Source organism: Nocardiopsis sp. NPDC006832 (assembly GCF_040635885.1).
In the GTDB taxonomy this organism is placed as follows: domain Bacteria; phylum Actinomycetota; class Actinomycetes; order Streptosporangiales; family Streptosporangiaceae; genus Nocardiopsis.
On sequence record NZ_JBEYLC010000023.1, the window covers coordinates 40,976 to 58,961 of the forward strand.

Here is a 17,986-nt window from a genome sequence, read left to right on the forward strand (position 1 = left end):
ATCCCACAAGATCGCGACCGGTTCTCCACAGGTCCGCACGGGCGGAGTTGTCCGTCGTCGGGCGAAGCGGAAGTATCACGTTAGCAATCGATGTGTTCCGGTGCGTCCGGCGCACACGAGCGGAAAGGCCCCCCTTGTCGACAACGTTGGTCCATCGGCCGGCGCGCCACGCGGTTCCCGACCCCGGAACCTCACCGCTGGTGATCGCCACACCACCGCAGTTGCCGGAGAGCCCTCCCGCGACGAGCTCCTCGGCGATGATCATGATGCCGATCATCACCGGCTCGGGTTCGCTGCTGATGACCATCACCCTGGGCAACCGGCCACTCTTCGCGGTGATCGGCGCGCTGGTCATGCTGGCCAGTGTCGCCGTGGGCATCGTCATGTTCGTGTCCCAACGCAACGGCCCCCGTCGGCGTATCCGCGAGCAGCGCGAACGGTATCTGGACTATCTCGACCACCTGAGGGAGACGGTGCGCGAGGTCGCCGGTCTACAGCGGGCCGCGGGCCTGTTCCGGCACCCGGCCCCGCACCTGCTCTTCGAGGCCGCACGGTTGCCCTCCCGGCGTTGGGAGCGGCGGGTGGGCGACCCCGACTTCCTACACGTTCGCATCGGCGAGGGCGTACGACCACTGACCCGAGGACTGAGCCTGAGCGTCGACAGGGCCAATCCGTTGGTCGTCTACGACCCCGTGTGTCAGGGCATCGCCGAGCAACTGGTCGACCTGTACGCGAACGTGTCGGAGCAACCCCTGGTCTTGCCCCTGCGCGAGTGCGGGGTCGTGTCCATCGTGGGAGAGCGGGCGATGACCCGGAACGTGGCGAGGGCCCTGGTCGCCCAGGTGGCCACCTTCTCCGCCCCGGAGGACGTACGCCTGGGCCTGGTGCGCCACCAGCGGCTCATCACCGAGTGGGACTCGGTGAAGTGGCTGCCGCACAACGACTTCGACGGGGTCCGGGACGGCCCGCTGCCCGCGCGTCTGGTCGCGGGCAACACCGTGGAGATGACCGAACTGCTGTCGGCGGAGATCGAACGACGCACCGTCGACATGCAGCGTCGACGCGGAGCCCCACCCGGACCGGGAACGCAGCGGCTGGTCCTGATCGTCGACGGCGAGTTCCAGGCCACCTTGTCGGGTCTGGCCGCCGAACCACCGGTGCGGTCCCTGGCGGACATCGGCATCCACCTGGTGTTCCTGGTGACCGATCGCAAGGAGGAACCCGAACACGTCGACACCCGCCTGTACGTGGGCGCCGACGGCTCACTCCGCGAGGATCGCGCGGGCCCGGGGCGCTCCCCCGGTCAGGCCGCGCCAGTGGAGGAGCATCCCCCGTTGTCGGGCCGGGCGGACCAGGCCGACCCGGAGCTGCTCACCACCTTGGCCCGAACCCTCTCACCCCTGCGGTTGGCGGCCACCGACGGCGGCGACGCCATGCACAGCACGATCGGTCTGCCGGAGATCCTCGGGGTGCCCGACGTGGCCCGGCTGGACACGACGCGGACCTGGGCCCCGCGCGGTACCGGTGACTTCCTGCGGGTGCCCGTCGGGGTGGGCCCGGAGGGGAACGCCGTCCTGCTCGACCTGAAGGAGTCGGCCATGGGCGGGATGGGCCCGCACGGGTTGGTGGTGGGTGCCACGGGTTCGGGCAAGTCGGAGATGCTGCGCACCCTGGTGGCCTCGCTGGTGATCAACCACGCCCCCGACCGGTTGGCGTTGCTCCTGGTGGACTTCAAGGGCGGCGCGACCTTCGCCGACACCGACCGTCTGCCGCACAGCGCCGGGCTCATCACCAACCTCGCCGACGACGACTCCCTGGTGGAGCGTTTCCGTGAGGCGATGTTCGGTGAACTCAACCGACGACAGCAGGCGCTCAAGGACGCGGGGAATCTGCCCAACCTGCACGCCTACGAGACCGCGCGGAGCAGACGCCCCGAGTTGGAACCCCTCCCCCACCTGATGGTGATCATCGACGAGTTCTCCGAGTTGCTCACCGCGCACCCGGACTTCGCCGAACTGTTCGTGGCCATCGGCCGGATCGGTCGTTCCATCGGCGTGCACCTGTTGCTGGCCACCCAACGGCTGGACTCGGGCAAGATCAGGGGCCTGGAGTCGCACCTGTCCTACCGGATCGGTCTGCGCACCTTCTCCGAGGCCGAGAGCCGCGAGGCCATCGGGGTCGGCGACGCCTACCACCTGCCACCCGAGCCGGGGTCCGGATACCTGAAGGTGGACACGACCGTCTTCGAGCGGTTCAAGGCCGCCATGGTCTCCCAGCCGTACGTGCCGCCGGGTCGGGACCACGAGGAGGAGGTTCCCCGGGTGCTGCCGGTGATCTCCTTCAACGGGTTGGCGGCGCTGACCCGGGCCGCCGAACCGACACGGGAGGAGGGCCTGGACGAGGAGGACCCGCGGGACGAGGTCCCCACCACCCTGCAGGTGACGGTGGACCGCCTGGTGGCCTCGGGCGCCGATCCCGTGCGGCCGGTCTGGCTGCCGCCACTACCCGCACGTATGACCATGGACGAGTTGTTGGAGCGGCTGGGTGAGGACCTGACCGGGCCCGACGGCTCCCCCGTGGAACCCGACCCGGCGGAAGTGCGGGCGATCATCGGCCTGGCGGACCTGCCCCGGGAACAGGCGCAGAGCGCGGCCGACCTCGACTTCACCGGTGGTGAGAGCAACGTCGTGGTGATGGGCGGCCCCCAGTCCGGCAAGTCGACCCTGCTGCGCACCCTCATCACCACGCTGGCCTGGCGTTATCCCCCCGGACGGGTCGCGGTCTACGCGATCGACTTCGGTGGCGGCTCGTTGACGCCGTTCGACGATCTACCGCACGTGGCGGGTGTGGCCGGGCGTTCGGACCTGGAACGGGTCCAACGGGTCCTGGCCGACGTACGCCTCCTTCTCGACCAGCGCGAGCGCGTGTTCCGACGCGCCCGGTTGGACTCCCCCGCCGACCTGCGTCAGGCCCGGGTCGACGGCCGGGTGCCCGAGGGGATCCACGGCGACGTGTTCTTGCTCATCGACGGCTGGGCCGGGGTTCGCGAGGCCCTGCAGGACGTGGACGACGTCCTCAACGACATCGTCTCGCGCGGCCCCGCCCTGGGCGTGCACACGGTGCTGACCGCTTCGGCCGGCAACCAGGTCAGGTCCAAGACGCAGTCCCTCTTCGGCGGCAGGTTCGAACTGCGCCTGACCGACCCCTACGACTCCCAGGCGGGACGCAAGGTCGCCGAGCGGATGCCCAAGGACGTCCCCGGCAGGGGTCTGCGTTCGGACGAGTCGTTCGTTCAGGTCGCCCTGCCCCGTTTGGACGGGGTCGGTGAGGACGCCGACCTGGGCGAGGCCGTGCGCGAGGCGGTGCGGGTGCTGGCGGACCGCTGGCCCCACGCTCCGGTGCCCCGGGTCCGGGTGCTACCGACCCAGGTCACCCTGGACGAACTCCTCCCCCGCCACCAGGGGCCCGAGCTGATCCTGGGGTTGGGCGAGAGCGACCTGGCCCCCGCCCTGTACCGGCCGGAGGAGGATCCGCACCTGGTGGTCTACGGCGATCCGCAGACCGGCAAGAGCACCCTGATCCGCTCCCTGGTGCGTCAGGTGATGCGACGCCCGGCCGGGGAGGTCGGCATCGTCATGGTCGACTATCGGCGGGCCCACCTGGGTCTGATCCCGGAGGAGTACCTGCTCGCCTACAGCACCAGCCCGCAGCACACCCAGGGGATGGCCAAAGAGCTGGCCGGGATGATCTGTCAACGGCTGCCCGGACCGGAGATCACCCCCCGGCAACTGCGGGAGCGCAGTTGGTGGGAGGGACTGGAGGTGTTCGTGTTCGTCGACGACCTGGACCTGGTGGCCGGCCGGAACAACCCGATGGAGCCGCTGGCGGAGTTCCTCACACAGGGCGCCGACCTGGGGCTGCACCTGATCACCGCGCGACGTACCGGTGGTGCCTCACGGTCGATGTTCGACCCTGTCACACAGACGATCGTGGACATGGCCACGCCGGGGCTGTTGTTCTCCGGGGATCGGATGGAGGGTCGGCTCGCCAACGGTGTGGCGTCCCGTCGCCTGCCGCAGGGGCGCGCCCTGTCGGCCCGCAGGGGCGTCCCGGCCGAACAGGTACAGGTGGCGTGGAGCGACCCGACCGACTAGGCGCCGGGTGGGCCCGGTGCCGGGCCCACCCCTTGGCTCACGGGTCCTACCTCACTCGTTGCAGTTGCCGCTCGGGAACAGTGTCGACCGCTCCCCCACCGCGGCGGTGACCTGGACGCACACACCGGGGGCATGGACCAGGACCGGTCCCGCGACCGTGCCGCTCTCGACGACGGAGGTCTGCGGGGCCACGCCATCGGCGCGGATACCGATGTCCATGCGGGCGGGACCGCCGTTGGAGACCACCACCGCGCAGTTGTACCCACCGGTGCTCTCGTAGAAGAGGTGCACCTGTCCCCCTGGATCTCCCGGAACGCCATCGGGCCAGCCATCGGCGACCTGGGTGTACCTGGGCACCTGGCCCACCTCGGGGTGGGCGTCGCTGCACAGGTCCGCGGGGTCGGCGCTCTGCACGGCGGTCGCCCCGCTCAGGAGCAGGCCGCCCACTCCCAGGGCGCAGGCGGCCGACCACAGTGCCCGGCGGCGCCATTTCCTCTGCGTTGTCATCGGTTCGGTTCCCTCCTGGAGGGGCTGGATTCGGTGGTCACTCGAAGGGGGCGAGGCAGCTCGACGCGCTGCGCACCGAACCCCCCTCGGTGTCACCGGGGCCCAGCGCGGTGACGGTGAAGGAGAAGCACCGGTGGGCTCCCACGGTTCGGGTGAAGGTCTGGGAGGTGGTCTGTTCCACCGTCGTCTCCGTGGCGAAGTCGACCGCGTCCCCCATGGGGGTGATCCGGTACCCCTCGGCGTTCTCCGCCGCCGCCCAGGTGACGGTCACGTCGGTACCCGAGACGCCGTGGGACACCTCGCCGGGATCGCCCACCTCGGCCTCGGGCATGGTGACCGGGTCGCTGGTGACCGACTCCCCGGTCACCCCGCCCGTCCCCCGTGAGGTCACGGTGAAGGTGTAGGTACCGCCCTCCGTCAACCCGGTGACGTCCAGGGAGGTCTGCGCTCCGGTGCGGTCGGCGGGGGCCGATCCCCCTCCGGTCTCGGTGGTGGACACCAGGTAGTCGGTGGCGTCGTCGGCCGCACCCCAGGAGACGGTGGCGGTCCGCGCGTCGATCACCTCCACCGAGACCTCCCCGGGCGCTCCCGGGGCCTCGGAGTCCGGGGTGACCTGGGACGACTGCGCGGCCGGTCCGGTGCCGTGTTCGTTGACCGCACGGACCCGGAACCGGTAGACGGTCCCGTTCTCCAGTCCGCTCACCTCGGTGTCCAGCTCGTCGCCGGCCACCGTGGTCTCCCCACCGTCCCAAGTGATCTCGTAGGAGGTGACGGGGGCGTCCGGTGAGTAGGCCTCGGTCCAGCTCAGTCGCACATCACCGTTCCCGGCCTCGGCGGTCACCGGGGTCGGGGCACCGGGCGGGCCACCGGTCTCCTCCGTCGGTTCCCCGGCCCCTCCCGCCGCGTTGGAGCCACCGCCGTCCTGCCCCGGATCGCCGCCCGCCTCGGGCAGGTTCTCCGGTCGTCCCGTCCCGGGGGCGTCGGAGGACGTGGGGCTCTCTCCTCGCAGTTCGCCCGGCCCGGGCGGGGGCTCAGCGAGGTCGACCAGGGTGGCCTGTCCGGAGGGGTCGATGACCGCGGCCGCACCGGTGTCGGGGGCGCTGACGAACAGGCTGCCCTCCCGGGCCTCCAGTTCGAGGGGTCCCTCGGCGTCGGGCAGGGTGACCGTGTCGAGTTCACGACCGTTGGGCGTGTAGGACCGCACGACGCCCTCGTCGTCGTAGGGCACGTACACACGCCCCTCGAAGGGAACGCCGAGGCCGCCCCCGGGATGGCCCAGAGGGAACTTCGAGGTCTGCGCGGCGCCGTAGGGGTGCAGGAGGGTGACGATCTCCCCGTCCTCGGTCTTGGTCACCGCGGCCATGTCCCCATGGGTGCGAGCGGGCATCTGTGAGCCCTCCAGCGTCACGGGCATGGTGACCATGACCGGTTCGTCGCCCTCTCGCATGGCGACCGCCCGGTCACCACCGCGGTCGAGCACCATGGCCCCGTCGTCGAACACCGTGACCCCGATGTCGGATCCGGGTGAGGAGACGGCCACGGTCTGTGTGATGGCGGCCTCGCCCTCGGTGACCTGGATACCGACCGCGTTGCCCTGGGCGGGCACACCCAACCACAGGGTGTCGGAGTCGTCGAAGCCCCCTCCCACCAGGGGGCCCTCCAGGGTGAGGGAGGCGCCGGTGGCCTGGAGCGTGGCCGGGTCGACCGCTCTGACCTCCCCGGCCGCGCGATCGACCACCACCGCCGCCGATTTTCCCAAGATGACGGCGAAGTCCCCTCCTCCGAGGTCCAGTCTCCCGGAGAAGCCCAGGTCATCGAGGTCGACCGAGGTGACCCGACCCGTCTCGGGATCGGTGAGCAACAGGTAGTCGTCGTTCTGCTCGACCTCGACCCGGCCGCCCTCGGATTCGGGCAGGGACGCCACCAGGTCGATCTCGGCGTTGTTGCCGTTGACGCGGATGGCCTCACCGACGGACGAGTTCCACAACCAGGCGGCGCCGTCGGAGACGTCGTCCTCCTGGCCGAGGGCACCGACCCCGAAGGCGGTACCGACCAGGGCCGTGGCCATGATCGTCAACACCAGCCCGGAGGAGCCCGCCCGGGTACGCCTGGCGAGTGTGCCGAGTAACCGTTTCGATCGCCCGAATCCAGCACGCGCCGACTGATGGCTCACGATCTCCACGCTCTCCTTCGACTGTCCACGCCGAACGCCTTCCGCCCTCCAGGCGGCAAGGGAGGTGGAATCGACCGCATCGGGGGGCGATACGGGCATCTGTACAAAACCAGACGCCCCGGAAGACGTCAACGCGAATCCCCCGCGACACCGCCGGGGATGACAGGTCGGTCCCCCTCGGGTTTCCCGACCATCGTGGCCGCCATCCGGGAGCGTTCACCGCCTCTACAAGAAGAGATCCTGGTCAACACCGGTCACGGTGACTCCACCGCCCTCAGTGCCGAGGCCCTGGCGCCCGATCATGCCCGGAGCCCCGCACCGGTTCATCCGTGTGCGGGGCTCCTGCGTTCTTCACTCAGCCCAGCCGAATCTCCAGCGGGTCCTCGAAGGAGAGCGTGTCCTCGACCTGCAGGGTGACCGGTTCGGTTCCCTCGGGAACGTCGAAGACCGCACGTCCGGAGGACTCGTTACCCGGGTTGATCTGTTCGAGGAAGAAGTCTTCCTCACCGGGGACGTATCCGGCGGAGTGCTCGTTACCGTCGGCATCGATCAAGGACAGCGCGGTCTCGTCGAAGTAGGTGGCTTCCGTACCGCTGTTCTCCACGGTCACGTCGACGATGACGAACTCGCCCTGAGCCTGTTCCTGGGAGTAACCGTCGCCGACGGCGCCTGCCGTCTCGGTTCCGTTCACGGTGACGAGCCAGCTGCCGACCTCCCCGGGTTCTCCGACACCGACCGTTTCGACGGACTCTTCCTCCGGGGCCGTTCCTCCTCCGCCTGCGGTGCTCTCGGTATCCTCCCCGCCACCTCCCGCGGTGCAGGCGTACACCAGCACGCAGAAGAGGAAGATCCCGAGCAGGATCCAGGGCCACTTGCGCCGCTTCTTCTTCGCGACCGGCGCCATCGGCGGTGGCCCGTAACCCTGCGGAGGCCCGTAACCCTGTGGTGGAGGGAACCCCTGGGGCGGCGTGTATCCCTGGGGCGGGGCCGCTCCGTGCGGGGGTACGTAGCCCTGGTTCGGGCCGGGCCCATACGGCTCGGGCTGTTCCGGATCTTGGCCGTGCTGCATGCCACCCATGGCGCTCCACCTCCGGGAGAGAAGGAACCAAACCCAGGTCGGGCGGGTTCAACCTCACTCACAAGATTGAGTGTTACGCCCGGGTAAGTAGCACAAATTCCTCAAAAATGTTCACTTGGAATGCGGCCGGGAATTCCCAATTCCCCGGAAAATTCAATTAGCCGAGGCAACCTCCGGATAGGGTTACCCGAAGAAACCAGGGATTTCTCCCTGAACCGGCCTCACACACCCCCTCCCATTCCGGGTTTTCACGCGCTCTAGATGGTGGAGGTGGCACGCGATACCCTTCCTTGGCTTCGACGCGACGTTCATGATCAAGGCCGAATTTTCGGTGATCCCGGGACGGCTCGGCTTGTCGGGGGCGGTGGGTCAGTCCAGGAACAGCTCCGCGACGACTTCACCGTCGAAGACCCGGCCGGTCTCGCGGAAGCCGAGTTTGCGATAGAACTCCGCCGGGCCACCTTCCCCCGGCACCCACATCACGGTGACCCGCTCGTTTCCACGACCGCGCGCCTCCGCGAGGAAGGACCGCACGGCGAAGCGCCCGTAGCCCTTGCCCTGCTCCCCCTCGGCGACGTTGAGCCGCCACAGGCCACAGCGGAAATCGGGGTCGTCCTCATCGGAGACGAAGTCGGCCATGACGAAGGCGACGGGGCGGTCGCCGTCCAGGATCAGGCGGGTCCACACGGTCTCGCGGGAGGCGTAGGCCTCGGCCAAGGAGGTGACGACGGGGGCGACGAAGGTGTTCTGGTCCTCACGGACCTTCACCTTGATGGCGGTGACGACGTTGTCGGGGGTGATCTCCACGGCGTGGAGAGAGGGGGTGCGCATCCGAACACCGTAGAGGTCCGCTTCCACGGTTCCCACCCGTTTTTCACGCCCGGACACGGGTGCGCCCCGGGACCGGGTGGTCTCGGGGCGCACCTCTTCGTGCCGAGGATCAGGCGGCGCCGTCGACGGCGGCCGACCAGTGCAGGGCCTGCCCGACCTGACCGAACAGGCCCTTGGGGTGGTTGCGGAACAGCGGTTCGGTACCGAACAGCACCACCGCGGCGCCGGGTTCGGCGACCCCGCTGACCACGGACGCCTGTCCGGCCGCGTCCTGCCGACCTCCCGTGCCATCGGCCCCGGGCCGCCAGTGCCCGGCGACCAAGGGGTTCTCGGCCGCGTAGGACTGTTCGACCGTGACGCCGTCGCCCAGGTCGGTGAACCACCCGGGCGAGTACACGAACCCGTACCCGCCGGTCCCACCCAGGACCCCGTCGCCGTCGTCCACACGCACCACACCGTTGGCGTCGGAACGGCCCGAGTCACGGGTGGCGTCCAACAGGCCGGCCGCCTCGTTGAACCGGGCCCCGGTCGCGCCGCGCGCCACGACCCCGCCCCGTTCCAGGAACGTGTCCAGGGCCGCCCTCGCGTCCTCGTTCAGGTCACCGTGGACCAGGCCACCGGCCACGTACAACACGTCGATGTCGGACCAGTCGAACCCGTCGTTGAGCACGGCGGTGGACACCGTGGTCACGTCGAATCCCAGCTCGCCCAGGGTGAAGACCTCGTCGGCGGCCCCGGCCACGGCCACCCGGACAGGCCCCAGGACGGGACCGTCCGGTGCGGTGTCGGCGGCGGTGAACACCGCTCCGTGGCGTTCGGCGACCTCGGCCACCGTGTCGGCGGCCTCGGCCGGCACCCACACCGTTCCCTGACCTGCCTGGACCGGCTCCACTCCGGCCTCGACCAGGTCGTTGAGCGCCGCGACGTCCGCGGCGTCGTCCAGTCGCAGGTTCCAGTCGCCCTCACCCTCGACCCTCCCGGTGGGATCGGCGACCGCCACCGCGGTGCCGGTGGGCGGCTCGGACTCGACGGCGGTCACGGTGGCGCCCCACAGGCGCCCGTGGCTCCACCCGGAGATGTCGTACATCGCCTCCACGTCGTCGCTGATGTCGCGTCCGTCCTCCAGCAGGACGTTGGCCATGCCGCGTTTGGGCTGATGCATGTCCACGACGTAGGACCCGGCCGGGTAGACGGCGCCGTCCAGCTCGAACCCCTCGTCGGCGCGTTGGACACGCACGTCGTTGGCGACGAGGAAGTCGACCAGGCGTGCGGCGGCCGGCACGGATCTCTGTCCCTCCCCGGCGGGGATCACGTAACCACGTGGGAAGTCGGTGGTGTACACGTCCTCGGGGCCGAAGCCCGGCACCCAATCCCGGGGCGGGACGACCTGTTCCTCACCGTTGGCCCCGCGACGGAACACCTCGATCTGGTCACCGACCAACTCTTCGTGGTTGTCCTGGGCGTAGTCCAGGGTGGCCTCGATCGTGGCGGCTGAGATGTCGGTGTTGATGGCGCTGCGCCGCCGCAGTTCCTCCTCCGGCAGGTCGTAGTCGGCGTTGTTGACCCGCATCGGAAACTCGATGGTGGCCGCGGCGACCGCGCCCTGGTAGGGGGCGTACATGGGGGTGAAGATGGGCGGCCAGTCGTCCCAGCCGTCCTCCTGGTCCCGGAAGGGGATCTGTGGCGGTTCCACCCCGTCCTCCTCGGGGGTGTACCCCAGGTCGAGGACGGCCTGCTCCATCTCTATGGCGTTCGCGTAGGTGTTCTTGATGAACAGGTCGTACTCGTAGTTCTGGCCGTGCGGCGGCGTGGTGGGTTCGATGAGGGTGCCGTTGACGTACCCGTGCTGGTCGATCATCACCACCGGCCGGGTGTCGATCATGACCTGACGGATCGCGGCCGACTCCGGTTGGGAGACGGTGACGAAGTCACGGTTGAGGTCGAACCCGGCGCTGTTGGCGCGGGTGCCCGCCACCCGACCGTCCGGGTTGGCGGTGACGGTGAAGTACAGACGTGAGGACTCCAGCAGTTCCTCGGTCCGTTCGTCCTCGGCGGTGGCCAGCTCCTCGATGACGCGCAGCGAGGCGTCGGTGCCCTCCCATTCATTGCCGTGGATGTTGGCGTTGACGTGCACCGGTGTCTTGTACCGGTCGATCAGGGTGTGGTCGCGGGCGGCCCGATCGGGGTTCTCGGAGATCAGCTCGCGCATGCGCCGCTGATGGCGGGCCTCGGCGCGCGTCTCGGGTTCGGTGAGGGTGACCAGGTACAGGTCGCGTCCCTGCACGGACTCACCGATGATCTCGGCGCTGACCCGGTCGGAGGTCTCCTGTAGGTCGTTGAGCGTCGGCGCGATGTCGTGGAAGGGGACCAGTCCGAGTTTGACGGAGTGGTCGTCGGGATCCTCGGGCGGGACGGGAAGCTCGTTCTGACGCGGGTAGGCGGCGTCCGCCTCGACCCCGGGCGCGGACGGGGGCTCGGCCAACGGTTCGGCGGTCAGGGACTCCGCACCGGCGGCGACCTCGTCGCGTTCGGGGCCGTTGGCGTCGTCGCGGGGTTCGGCGAGGGCGGGCGTGGGCGCGGCCATCAGGCACAGGGCCGCGAACGCGGCCGTGGCTCCGGCGAGTGCTACGGGACGGGCGGTGCGGCTATCGGGGGGATTGTGCACGAGGCTCCTCCTGTGGTCTTCGACGTTCCTACCTGTCCGGTGGGGCTGCCACAAGACGGCCAGGGTCGACTTTTCCGTGTCCACCCGCGACCTCTGCCGGAATGTCGGTGCCCCCGTTTAGGGTGCGCACCATGGACGAGCACCTCCCCACCGGTACCGAAGCACTGATCGACGCTCCGGCGGCGGCCTGGACCGCGATGTCGCGGGAGCTGTCGGAGACGACCGGCACCTACTGGCTGACCGTCACTCGCACCGGCTCGGCCCCGCACACGCGGCCGTTGCTCGCGGTGTGGTCGCGCGGACTGCCCCACTTCGCGTGCGGGCCGGACAGCGCGAAGGCGCGATCGCTGACCGAGGGGGCACCGGTGAGTCTGGCCGTGTCCACCGGCCGTTGGGACGTGGTGGTGGAGGGCCCCGCGGAACGGGTACGCGACCCCGAGAAGGTGCGCGTGGTCGCCGAGACCTACCCGGTGGTCTATGGGTGGGCCCCGCTATCCGAGGGAGATCTGCTGGTCGGCCCGGACGGAGCCCCCACCGCCGGTCCCCCGCCTTACGCGGTGTACGCGGTACGGCCGAGCACCGTGTACGCCTTTCCCACCGACACCACCGACCACGGCCCCACCCGCTGGCGGTTCGAGCGCCCATGACCACGGGGACGCGCTCGTAGGTGAGGATCGGGGATCGCGGGGTAGGTCTTCCCAAGAAATTCGAGACCCCGACGATCGCAACGGCTCCACCCCCGGGAGGCATTAGTGCGCATCAGTATCGTTCTCTCCGTCCTCGTCGTGCTGTGGTTGGTGATCGGTCTGGTAGCGGCCTTCCAACGCGGCTACTTCAGTCCAGCGGACACCAACTGTTCGACGCTGGGCAGCACCGTGGTGACCGTCTTCGTCGGCCCGCTCAACTACCTCGGGGTCAACCCGACCATCGAGTGCCCGACGCTCCCCCAGCCCTCGGAGTGAGCGGCGGCTCCGGGGCGGTTTCGCGACCGGGGGCACGAAACGGAGTGCCGTTTGGGCCCGCGCTTCCGTAACGGGCAGGATGTCGGGTATGGATGTTCTCAGCAGCCGCGTGATGATCCACCCCACCGATCCGACGCGTAGCCGTTCCTTCTACCGTGACGTGCTCGAACTCGGCGTGCACCGCGAGTTCGGGCCGCCCGACGCGCCAGGAACCGTGTTCTTCCTCGGCAACGGCCTGTTGGAGGTGTCCGGGCACGCAGAATCCTCCGGGGTGCCGTCGATGTCGCTGTGGTTGCAGGTGCGCGACGTGCGCGCCGAGTACGCCCGGGTGACCGCCCTGGGCGCCCGGGGGCTGCGTCCCCCGCAGAAGGAGTTCTGGGGGTTGGTCGAGGCGTGGGTCGCCGACCCGGACGGGGTGCGCATCGTCCTGGTGCAGGTTCCGGACGACCACCCGTTGCGCCGGGACCAGCGCGAGTTCTGACCACCGAACGAGCCTGACGCTCGCCCGCCCGACCCGTCGCCATCACGCGCCCGACGACCCCGCCGACCCCCACGGCGGGGTCTTCCTCGTTCGCGTCGTCTCCTCAACAGCGCCGGCCCCCACGTGGTGAGGGGCACCACTTCACGACGACACGCCGCGCCACGATCCGGCACCCTCCCGTGCGGCACGGGCAGACTCTTGACCATCCCGTGCCGCCCCAACGGCCCGGGCCACCTCCCCTCTCCCCCCGTATCCCCCATAGAAGACGACACCACCGAGAGAACGGAGTCCATGTGCGATCCGAGTGGCCGGGAGTAGGGGCACTTGCCAACAGGTGGAACGCGACCCGCCGGGCCCGTACCGAACAGGACCGACGGCGGGAGGCCGAGCGGGCGGAGAGCCTCCCCGTCGACGAGGGCACCGAGACGCGGGACGACACCGGCGCCGGTGACCTCCTGCGCGTGGTCAGCGACACGTGCTGGCGGCTGTTGATCATCGGCGTGTTCGCCGGCCTGTTGGTCTACGGACTGATCCACCTGTCCGTGGTCACGCTTCCGGTGATCATCGCGGTGTTCCTGACCGCGTTGCTGATGCCGCTGGCCAACCGGCTGCGTCGGCCCAACATGATCCGACGCGCGGGGTTCGGCCGGGGCGCGTCCACGACCATCACCCTGCTCGTGGCGTTGATCGTCTACAGCGTGGCCGTCACCCTGATCGTGACGCCCGCGGTCGCCGGCTTCGGTGGCCTGGTGGACAGCGTCAACCAGGCCATCGCCCGGATCGGGTCGATTCAGCTGCCGTTCGGGCTCGATCCGGCCCTGCTCACCGAGGCCATCGACAACGCCTGGGCCCAAGCCAGGTCCCTGATCTCGGACAACTCCGACCAGATCCTCAGTGGCGCGTGGACGGCGACCACCGCCGTGTCCCGGATCGTGCTCGGAATCGTGCTGATCCTCGTCCTGACGATCTACTTCCTGCACTCGGGCGACAAGCTCATGGAGTGGATCGCGCGGCTGTTTCCGCCCCGTTCTCGCCCGGTCCTGCACCGCTCCTCCCGAGTGACCTGGGACGTCATGGGTCACTACGTTCGGGGCGTGGCGCTGGTGGGCCTGTTCGACGCGGTGGGCGTCGGTATCGCGCTGCTCCTGTTGATCGACACCGGCCTGGCGGTCCCTCTGATCGTCCTCACCTTCGTCGGGGCGTTCCTGCCGGTCGTCGGCGCGTTCGTGAGCGGTCTTCTGGCCGTTCTGGTGGCCCTGGTGACCGAGGGCTGGATCGTGGCACTGATCATCCTCGGCGTCGTGCTGCTGGTGCAGCAGTTGGAGAGCAACGTCTTCGCGCCGCGCGTCTACGGCCGATCCCTCGACCTGCCCTCCGCCGTGGTGTTGATCGCGCTCACCGTCGGTGGTTTCCTCGGCGGCGTCGCGGGGTTGTTCCTGGCCACCCCGATCGCCGCGGTGCTGGCGGCGCTGCTGCGCGAACGCCCGGGGAGCGGGCCGGACACCGCGCCCCTCTCCGAGCCGGACGGTACACCTACGCCCTAGTACACCGAGGTGGCTCCGGTGCCGGGCCCGTAACCTGACTCCATGATCAAGCGCGAAGATACCGACCTCGACGTCGACGCCATGCTCCAAGACCTGCGGACGCTCGTGGAGGTCGAGTCCCCTTCCCGGGACCTCGCCGCTCTGCGAAGGTCGGCCGAGGCGGTGGCCGCGCTGGTCGAGCACCGCCTGGGCGGGCGCGCCACCCTCGTGGACGGGCCGGCCGGGACGCACGTGCGCTGGTCGGGCGGGGGTACGCCCCGGGTCCTGGTGCTCGGCCACCACGACACGGTCTTCCCCTTGGGCACCCTGGAGCACCGCCCGTTCCGGGTGGAGGGCGGTCACGCCACGGGCCCCGGTGTCTACGACATGTTGGGCGGCCTGGTGCAGGCGATCCACGGTCTGGCCACGTTGGAGAATCCCTCCGGGGTGGAGCTGTTGGTGACCGCCGACGAGGAGGTCGGCTCGCATTACTCGCGGGCGCTCATCGAGGAGCGGGCGCGGGCGTGCGACGCGGTGCTGGTGTTCGAGGGCGCCACCGCGGACGGGCACCTGAAGGTCGCCCGTAAGGGCTGCGGGACGTTCGAGGTGGCGGTGCGCGGCGTGGCCTCACACGCCGGGTTGGAACCCGAGGCGGGCGTGAACGCGCTGGTGGAAGCCGCCCACCAGGTCCTGGCGATCGCCGCGTTGGATCGCCCAGAGGTGGGCACGACGGTGACGCCGACCGTGGCCGCGGCGGGGACCACCGACAACGTGGTGCCGGCGGAGGCCACGATCGTGGTGGACGTGCGTGTGCCCTCCGCGGCGGAGAAGGACCGGGTGGAGACGGCGTTCGCGAATCTGAGCCCGGTCCTGGCGGGCGCGGAGCTCACGGTGACGGGTTCGGTGAACCGGCCGCCGATGCCGCCGGAGGGGGCGGCGGAGCTGCTGGCGAAGGCCCGGTGGTCGCTGCCGGGAATCGAGGGTGTAGCGGTGGGCGGTGGCAGCGACGGCAACTTCACCGCGGCGTCGGGCGTGCCCACGTTGGACGGGTTGGGCGCGGTCGGAGGCGGCGCGCACGCCGACCACGAGTACCTGGTGGTGGACTCCATGGTCGAGCGCGCGCGGCTGGCCGCCGACCTGGTGAGGGCGATCCGCACCTGACCCACGGAGTCACCGGATCAGAGGAGTTCGGCGAGGAGGGGGATCTGGTCGGGGTCGGCCAGTGCCGAGCCGACCGCCACCATCCGCGCCCCCGCGTCGAGGTACTCCCGCGCGTTGCGGGCGTCCATGCCGCCGGTGGCGACGATCCGCACGTCGGGGAAGGGCCCGCGCATGGCACGGAACCACTCCGTGCCCAGGGCCGTGGCGGGGAAGGCCTTCACCCAGTGCCCGCCCGCCTTCAGCACGCCCTGGACGTCGCTCGGGGTGGCCACCCCGGGCAGGTGTGGCAGGCCCGCGGCCTCCGAGGCGGCCATCACCTGGGCGTCGAAGCCCGGGGCGACGGTGAAGGCGGCGCCGGCCAGGGCCACGGCTCGGACCTGCTCGGTGGAGATCACGGTGCCCGCGCCGACGGGGTGGCCGCGTTCGGCCCCGGCCCGGACGGTCGCTCGCAACGCCTCCAGACCCGCTTCGTCCCGGGCGGGTACCTCGATCGCGGTGACACCCAGCTCCCAGGCGCGTTCGGCCAACGCGACGGTGGTGTCCACGGGCATGCCGCGCAGGATCGCCAGCACGCTGTGTCCGGTGAACAGGCCGTCCAGACCTTCGTCACTCATGGTCGTCTCCTCTCATCGCGGCCATCGCCGCGGAGGCTCGGTCGATCCACCGCTCGTCGGGGACCGACAACAGTTCATCCACCTGTTCCGGAGGGGGTGGGGCGGCGAGGTCGCCGGTCACCCGTAGGACACGCCCCGCGCACAGGTGCCCCAGTCGTAGGCGGCCCGTGGTGTCCAGGTCGCGCAGTTCACCGGCCAGGTACCCGGCGGCGAACGCGTCTCCGGCACCCACCGGTTCGACGACCTGCACCACCGGTGCGGGTACGTGGAGTTCCGTGTCACCGTCGAACGCGGTGGCCCCGTGTTCGGCGTCCTTGACCACCAGACGGTCCACGTCGGGCAGGAGTGAGCGCACCTCGCGGGCCGTGGTGGTACCCCACAGTTCCTCCGCCTCGTCCCTGCCGACGAAGACGAGGTCGGCGAGCCGGGCCAGTTCCAGCAGACGGGTGGCCGCCCGCCCGGGGCTCCACAGCCGGGGCCGGTGGTTGACGTCGAAGCTCACCCTCACGTCGGGGTCGGTGAGCAGGCGCTCGGCGAGGGCGTCGCACTCGGGTGAAAGGGCCGGGGTGACGCCCGACAGGTGCACCGTCCCGGCCGAGCGGACATGGGGGTGATCGGCGATCTCGGGCCCGAGCGCCGAGGCCGCCGATCCCGCCCGGTAGTAGTGGACCGTGCTCCCCGAGGGCGAGGGGTCCTTGGCGATCAGGCCCGTGGGCCGTTCGGGGTCGACTCGGACACCGGACACGTCCACGCCCCGATGTCCCACGCTCCGCGTGACCACCCGCCCGAAGGGGTCGTCGCCCACGGCGCTCAGCCAGGCGGACCGGTGGCCCAGTTCCGCCAGTCCGCAGGCGACGTTGGACTCGGCGCCGGCGACGCCCATCGCCAGGTGCGGTGCCCGGTCCAGGGGGACCGGTTCGGTCGCGGTGAGCAGCAGCATGGTCTCACCGACACAGGTCACTCGGTGCGTCACGGGTTCCCTCCGAAGTACCGGACCGGCGGGGCGCCGACGTCCACGGGCACTGCGAAGAGCGCGCCGTCGAAGGGGCCGGGGTGGCTCAGGCCCACCGTGGCGGAGGTGACGAACATCCGGGGTCGCGGCCCGTCCACGACGCACACGCTCGTGGGTTGGGCGGCGGGCAGGGTGACCACGCGTTCCAGGGTTCCGTCCGGGTCGTAGCGGTGCACCCGACCGGCTCCCCAGACGGCGACCCACAGGTGTCCTTCCGAGTCGACCTGCATCCCGTCGGGGCCACCCTCGTCGACGCGGGCGAAGACGGACGGGTTCGTGGGCTCCCCGGTCGCGGAGACCTCGTAGGTGTCGATTCTGCCCGCGGCGCTGTCTGCGAGGTACATGCGGGAGCCGTCGGCGGTGAAGGCCGGTCCGTTGGGGACCGTGTAGCCGTCCAGGACCCGGGTGACCCCGCCGTCGGGGTCGGCGCGGTAGAGCGCACCTGCGCCGGGTGTGCCGTCATAGGCCATCGACCCGGCCCAGAACCTCCCCTGGGGGTCGCAGCAGCCGTCGTTCATCCTCATCGGTGTGGCCGCCTCGTCCTCGGGCCTGGCCAGCCATCGGGGTCGGGCGCCCTCGGCGAGCAGCGCCACCCCGGTGCCCGCGGCCGCGACGTAGGTTCCCGGCCGGTCCCGTACGGGGGCGACCGCGCCCAAGGGCACGTCCAGGTCGACGAGCACCTGGGCCGATCCGGGCAGGCCGGGGTCGAGCCGCAGGAGCCTGCCGGTGAGGATGTCCACCATCAGCAGATCCGGTCCATGAAGGCGCAGGCCCTCCCCGAGTTCGAAGCGGTCCGTACTCCAAGGTTCGTGTCGCATCCGTGTC

Annotated in this window: 14 protein-coding genes; 6 read left to right on the top strand and 8 right to left on the bottom strand. The window is 70.3% G+C overall.

The window, feature by feature from the left end:
• Positions 1–266: 266 nt before the first annotated feature.
• On the top strand, positions 267–4,154 hold the full coding sequence (gene eccCa, locus ABZ717_RS13390; RefSeq protein ID WP_358509147.1) for a type VII secretion protein EccCa: 3,888 nt from the start codon (positions 267–269) through the stop codon (positions 4,152–4,154).
• A 51-nt stretch (positions 4,155–4,205) separates the two neighbouring features.
• Here eccCa and ABZ717_RS13395 read toward each other — a convergent pair whose 3' ends face one another.
• The 5 genes from ABZ717_RS13395 to ABZ717_RS13415 all read right to left on the bottom strand — a co-directional run bounded on the left by ABZ717_RS13395 (position 4,206) and on the right by ABZ717_RS13415 (position 11,408).
• Complete coding sequence (locus ABZ717_RS13395) at positions 4,206–4,661, bottom strand: hypothetical protein (RefSeq protein ID WP_358509058.1); 456 nt, start codon at positions 4,659–4,661, stop codon at positions 4,206–4,208.
• Between the two features lie 37 nt (positions 4,662–4,698).
• On the bottom strand, positions 4,699–6,834 hold the full coding sequence (locus ABZ717_RS13400; RefSeq protein ID WP_358509060.1) for a fibronectin type III domain-containing protein: 2,136 nt from the start codon (positions 6,832–6,834) through the stop codon (positions 4,699–4,701).
• A 355-nt stretch (positions 6,835–7,189) separates the two neighbouring features.
• The gene (locus ABZ717_RS13405; protein WP_358509062.1) at positions 7,190–7,912 is read right to left on the bottom strand and encodes a DUF4352 domain-containing protein; all 723 of its coding nucleotides are present in this window, start codon (positions 7,910–7,912) and stop codon (positions 7,190–7,192) included.
• 369 nt (positions 7,913–8,281) lie between these two features.
• Positions 8,282–8,743: a GNAT family N-acetyltransferase gene (locus ABZ717_RS13410; RefSeq protein WP_358509064.1), complete on the bottom strand. Its 462-nt coding sequence runs from the start codon at positions 8,741–8,743 to the stop codon at positions 8,282–8,284.
• A gap of 109 nt (positions 8,744–8,852) precedes the next feature.
• Complete coding sequence (locus ABZ717_RS13415) at positions 8,853–11,408, bottom strand: M14 family zinc carboxypeptidase (protein WP_358509065.1); 2,556 nt, start codon at positions 11,406–11,408, stop codon at positions 8,853–8,855.
• A gap of 131 nt (positions 11,409–11,539) precedes the next feature.
• Here ABZ717_RS13415 and ABZ717_RS13420 point away from each other — a divergent pair, with 131 nt between their 5' ends.
• From ABZ717_RS13420 to ABZ717_RS13440, 5 genes are all read left to right on the top strand, one after another.
• Positions 11,540–12,055, top strand: a complete 516-nt coding sequence (locus ABZ717_RS13420; RefSeq protein ID WP_358509067.1) for a pyridoxamine 5'-phosphate oxidase family protein — start codon at positions 11,540–11,542, stop codon at positions 12,053–12,055.
• A 105-nt stretch (positions 12,056–12,160) separates the two neighbouring features.
• Positions 12,161–12,370, top strand: coding sequence for a hypothetical protein (locus tag ABZ717_RS13425; RefSeq protein WP_358509069.1), 210 nt, complete (start codon positions 12,161–12,163; stop codon positions 12,368–12,370).
• An 88-nt stretch (positions 12,371–12,458) separates the two neighbouring features.
• Positions 12,459–12,851 carry a VOC family protein gene (locus tag ABZ717_RS13430; RefSeq protein WP_067604217.1) on the top strand — a complete coding sequence of 131 codons (393 nt, stop codon included), beginning with the start codon at positions 12,459–12,461 and terminating at the stop codon, positions 12,849–12,851.
• 293 nt (positions 12,852–13,144) lie between these two features.
• Complete coding sequence (locus tag ABZ717_RS13435; protein ID WP_358509071.1) at positions 13,145–14,395, top strand: AI-2E family transporter; 1,251 nt, start codon at positions 13,145–13,147, stop codon at positions 14,393–14,395.
• 42 nt (positions 14,396–14,437) lie between these two features.
• Positions 14,438–15,535, top strand: coding sequence for a M20 family metallopeptidase (locus ABZ717_RS13440; protein ID WP_358509074.1), 1,098 nt, complete (start codon positions 14,438–14,440; stop codon positions 15,533–15,535).
• Positions 15,536–15,552: 17 nt separating this feature from the next.
• Here the strand turns inward: ABZ717_RS13440 and ABZ717_RS13445 are convergent, their stop codons facing one another.
• The 3 genes from ABZ717_RS13445 to ABZ717_RS13455 are packed head-to-tail and all read right to left on the bottom strand — an operon-like array spanning position 15,553 to position 17,979.
• On the bottom strand, positions 15,553–16,149 hold the full coding sequence (locus tag ABZ717_RS13445; RefSeq protein ID WP_358509077.1) for a bifunctional 4-hydroxy-2-oxoglutarate aldolase/2-dehydro-3-deoxy-phosphogluconate aldolase: 597 nt from the start codon (positions 16,147–16,149) through the stop codon (positions 15,553–15,555).
• Positions 16,142–17,122 carry a sugar kinase gene (locus ABZ717_RS13450; RefSeq protein ID WP_358509080.1) on the bottom strand — a complete coding sequence of 327 codons (981 nt, stop codon included), beginning with the start codon at positions 17,120–17,122 and terminating at the stop codon, positions 16,142–16,144. The genes ABZ717_RS13445 and ABZ717_RS13450 overlap by 8 nt, the downstream gene beginning before the upstream one ends.
• The gene (locus ABZ717_RS13455) at positions 17,119–17,979 is read right to left on the bottom strand and encodes an SMP-30/gluconolactonase/LRE family protein (RefSeq protein ID WP_358509083.1); all 861 of its coding nucleotides are present in this window, start codon (positions 17,977–17,979) and stop codon (positions 17,119–17,121) included. Before ABZ717_RS13455 ends, ABZ717_RS13450 begins: the two co-directional genes overlap by 4 nt.
• Positions 17,980–17,986 lie beyond the last annotated feature (7 nt).

Coding starts and splice junctions, on each gene's coding strand:
- eccCa (WP_358509147.1), top strand. CDS start 267: ATGCCGATCATCACCGGCTCGGGTTCGCTGCTGATGACCATCACCCTG.
- ABZ717_RS13395 (WP_358509058.1), bottom strand. CDS start 4,661: ATGACAACGCAGAGGAAATGGCGCCGCCGGGCACTGTGGTCGGCCGCC.
- ABZ717_RS13405 (WP_358509062.1), bottom strand. CDS start 7,912: ATGGGTGGCATGCAGCACGGCCAAGATCCGGAACAGCCCGAGCCGTAT.
- ABZ717_RS13410 (WP_358509064.1), bottom strand. CDS start 8,743: ATGCGCACCCCCTCTCTCCACGCCGTGGAGATCACCCCCGACAACGTC.
- ABZ717_RS13420 (WP_358509067.1), top strand. CDS start 11,540: ATGGACGAGCACCTCCCCACCGGTACCGAAGCACTGATCGACGCTCCG.
- ABZ717_RS13430 (WP_067604217.1), top strand. CDS start 12,459: ATGGATGTTCTCAGCAGCCGCGTGATGATCCACCCCACCGATCCGACG.
- ABZ717_RS13440 (WP_358509074.1), top strand. CDS start 14,438: ATGATCAAGCGCGAAGATACCGACCTCGACGTCGACGCCATGCTCCAA.
- ABZ717_RS13445 (WP_358509077.1), bottom strand. CDS start 16,149: ATGAGTGACGAAGGTCTGGACGGCCTGTTCACCGGACACAGCGTGCTG.
- ABZ717_RS13455 (WP_358509083.1), bottom strand. CDS start 17,979: ATGCGACACGAACCTTGGAGTACGGACCGCTTCGAACTCGGGGAGGGC.